The sequence below is a fragment of the Kitasatospora sp. MY 5-36 genome (assembly GCF_001182915.1).
Taxonomy (GTDB): domain Bacteria; phylum Actinomycetota; class Actinomycetes; order Streptomycetales; family Streptomycetaceae; genus Kitasatospora.
Genome location: NZ_LFVW01000967.1, coordinates 1 through 2,868, shown reverse-complemented (window position 1 = coordinate 2,868; position 2,868 = coordinate 1). Strand labels below are relative to the sequence as shown.

General features: G+C 76.1%; 3 protein-coding genes and 1 pseudogene. 1 reads left to right on the top strand and 3 read right to left on the bottom strand.

From position 1 onward, the window contains the following. A pseudogene (locus AE652_RS38930) lies at window positions 1-287 on the bottom strand (hypothetical protein); the annotation flags it as partial. 96 nt (window positions 288-383) lie between these two features. Here AE652_RS38930 and AE652_RS44540 point away from each other — a divergent pair. After that, window positions 384-560 (top strand): AAA family ATPase, encoded by a 177-nt coding sequence (locus AE652_RS44540; RefSeq protein ID WP_234348702.1) that lies wholly within the window; start codon window positions 384-386, stop codon window positions 558-560. Window positions 561-575: 15 nt separating this feature from the next. Here AE652_RS44540 and AE652_RS38925 read toward each other — a convergent pair whose 3' ends face one another. Both AE652_RS38925 and AE652_RS38920 read right to left on the bottom strand, forming a co-directional pair. Next, complete coding sequence (locus tag AE652_RS38925; RefSeq protein ID WP_049660217.1) at window positions 576-1,433, bottom strand: PhzF family phenazine biosynthesis protein; 858 nt, start codon at window positions 1,431-1,433, stop codon at window positions 576-578. 74 nt (window positions 1,434-1,507) lie between these two features. Then, window positions 1,508-2,605 (bottom strand): DUF5937 family protein, encoded by a 1,098-nt coding sequence (locus tag AE652_RS38920; protein ID WP_049660215.1) that lies wholly within the window; start codon window positions 2,603-2,605, stop codon window positions 1,508-1,510. Window positions 2,606-2,868: the final 263 nt, after the last annotated feature.

Below are 2,868 nucleotides of genomic sequence, written 5' to 3'. Positions count from 1 at the left end.
AGCAGCGCGGCCGTCCCGTCGTCCGGGGCGCCGGCCGTGAGGACGGTCGGCCGGCGCAGCGCCTCGGCGTGGTAGCGGACCCGCCCGCCGTGGCCCGGGTCCTCGCTCCGGCCTTCGACCAGGCGGGCCACCAGCACCGGCACCCCGGCCGCCTCGGTCGCCCGCGCGACCACCCCGTCCACCGAGGACCACCAGCCGACCTCCACCTCGAACGGGCCCAGCTGCCCGAAGTGCTCGTCGCCGTAGGTGAGATCGACCGTAACGGTCCGGTTGCTCGCTCGCTGCATCGGAGCAGCTTCGCCCACCGGAGCGGCTCGGCGCGAACGAATTTCCGCCCGCCCGGAGCGGGGCGGAGCCACCCCACCCGGGGCTAACCTGGGCCGGTGACACGGCGATCGGGCACGGTGGTGCTGATGTGCGGTCTGCCCGGGGCGGGCAAGACCACGTATGCGATGGGCCTCGTCCGGCGGGGCTACGCGCGGCTGTCGATCGACGAGGTGGTCTGGGAGCGGCTCGGGCGGTGCGATGCCGGGCTGGTCCTGCCGCAGCCCCCGCCCTGAGGCCCTGAACCGGTGCTAACGGATCGCCACCGCCGTGCCGGAGACCCGCACCCGGGTGTCCTCGGCCCGCAGTTCGACCCGCAGGACGCCCGGGCGGCCCAGGTCCTCGCCCTGGTGCAGGGTCAGCACCGCCGGGGCCGTCACCGCGCCGAGCTCCCGCAGGTAGGCGCCGAAGGCGGCCGCGGCGGCGCCGGTGGCCGGGTCCTCGACCACGCCGCCGACCGGGAACGGGTCGCGGACGTGGAAGACCTCGGGGGCCTCCCGCCAGGCGAGCTGCAGGGTGGTCAGGTCGCGGGCGCGCATGTGGGCGGCGAGGCCGTCGAAGTCGTAGTCGAGCCGGGCCAGCCGCTCGCGGGTGGCGACCGGCAGGACGAGGTGGCGGGCGCCCGCGTAGGCGACGCGGGGCGGCAGGGCCGGGTCGAGGTCGGCGGCGGACCAGCCGAGCAAGGCGAGCGCCTCCGCGACGTCGGCCGCCGGCACCTCCTCGACCTTCGGCTCGACGCTGGTGAGGGTGGCGCGCAGCAGCCCGTCGGCCCCGCGCTCGACCCCGACCGGGACGTCCCCGGCCGCGGTCACGAAGACGTACCGCCCGGGGCCGACGTGCTCGGCGAGGGCGACGGCGGCGCCGACCGTCGCGTGCCCGCAGAACGGCACCTCGGCGAGCGGGCTGAAGTACCGTACGCGGTAGGCCCCTTCGGCCGGGCCGGCGGTCAGGAAGGCGGTCTCGGAGTACCCGATCTCGGCGGCGACGGCGAGCATCCGCTCGTCGGTCAGCCCGGTGGCGTCGAGCACCACGCCGGCCGGGTTGCCGCCCTCGGGGCGGGTCGCGAAGGCGGCGTAGCGGAGGATCTCAGGAGCGGCGTCGTCGGTCATGATCGGACGAACGCCTGCCGCTCGTCCGCTGTTCCCGCCCACCGGAGCACCGCTTCCCACCGGAGCGGGACCCCTCACCGCAGCACCGCCTCCAGGAAGTCCGAGCCGAGCCGGGCGCTGCCCGCCAGGTCGAGCTCGTAGAGCATGTACCGCCCGCGCCGCCGGGTCGTCAGCAGCCCGGCCTTGCGCAGCACGGCCAGGTGCCGGGACACCTCGGGCGCGCTGAGCTGCCAGGCGGAGGCCAGTTCGCCGGTGGTGTGCGGGCCGCGGGCCATGGTGCGGGCGAGGCGCAGCCGGACGGGGTGGGCGAGCGCCTCCAGGCGCTGCTGGACGAGGGCGAGCGAGACGGGCTCGGGCAGGCCGGCCTCGGCGACGGGGTACTGGAGGACGGGCCGCCAGCCGCTCGCGTGCACCACCAGCAGGTGGGGGCGGCCGAAGGCGGTGGGGATGAAGGTGACGCCCCCGGAGTCGGTGCCGCTGGTGGCGCTGTCCTGGAGCTTGTCGATGACGATCCGGCGCCGTCCGTCCCCGCCCTGGTCGAGCGTGACGGAGGGCGAGACGTCGGCGAGCGCCTCGGCGAGGCCGCGGCGGGCGAGCAGGTCGGCCTTGCGCCGGGCGTCGGCGGCGAGGTCGGGCAGGACGCGCTGCCAGGCGTCGGCGAAGAACACGGACCGGCAGTCCTCCAGCATCCGCCGCACCAGGGCCCGGACGGCCGGCGGGTCGGCGAGCAGCCGGTCGGCGAAGGCGGCCTGCCGGGGGCCGCGGGCGAGGGCGAGTTCCCGGGCCCGCTCGTTGGCGTCCGGGTCGGTGAGCGGGGAGCCCATCCGGCGGGTGAGCCGGGAGGAGCCGCAGGTGGTGATGAGGGCGGCGGCGACGTACAGCTCGTCGTCGATCCGGTCGATGGCGTCGAGTTCCTCGTCGAGCGTGGCGCCGGGCAGGCCGGGGACGAGGAAGTCGGCGCGCGAGGAGCGCCAGAGGAAGTCGGCCTCCAGGAGCCGTTCGGACAGCTCGGGCGGGATCACGGCGGCGGTGCAGCCGGCCCAGCCGTGCAGCACGGGGTGGTGCGCGGGCTCGGCGAGCACGTGCAGCATGGCGTTCAGCTCGCCGAGCGGGGAGGGCGTGAAGAGCAGGCGCTCGTCGGGCAGGCCGGTGATGTCGATCGTCAGGCTCATGCGCCCGCCTCTCCCCCGGCCTCCGGCCGGGGGTACCCCCGGCGCTCCGCAGGGGCATGCGCCCACGCGCTGTTCCTGATGGTTCGCTCGCTCCGCTCACTCACGCGTTCGATCCTGTCACCCCGCCCGACGGCCTCCGCCGCGGATTGACGGTAAGCGTCAATCCGCGTGCCAGGCGGTCCGACCTGGGCGGACGGTACCGGCCATGAGCCTGATCCGGGAGAAGTCCGTCCACGACCACGCGGCCGCCCGCCACGGCGAGC

Excerpts from the sequence above, each read along its gene's own strand:
- AE652_RS38925 (WP_049660217.1), bottom strand. The coding sequence starts at position 1,433 with ATGACCGACGACGCCGCTCCTGAGATCCTCCGCTACGCCGCCTTCGCG.
- AE652_RS38920 (WP_049660215.1), bottom strand. The coding sequence starts at position 2,605 with ATGAGCCTGACGATCGACATCACCGGCCTGCCCGACGAGCGCCTGCTC.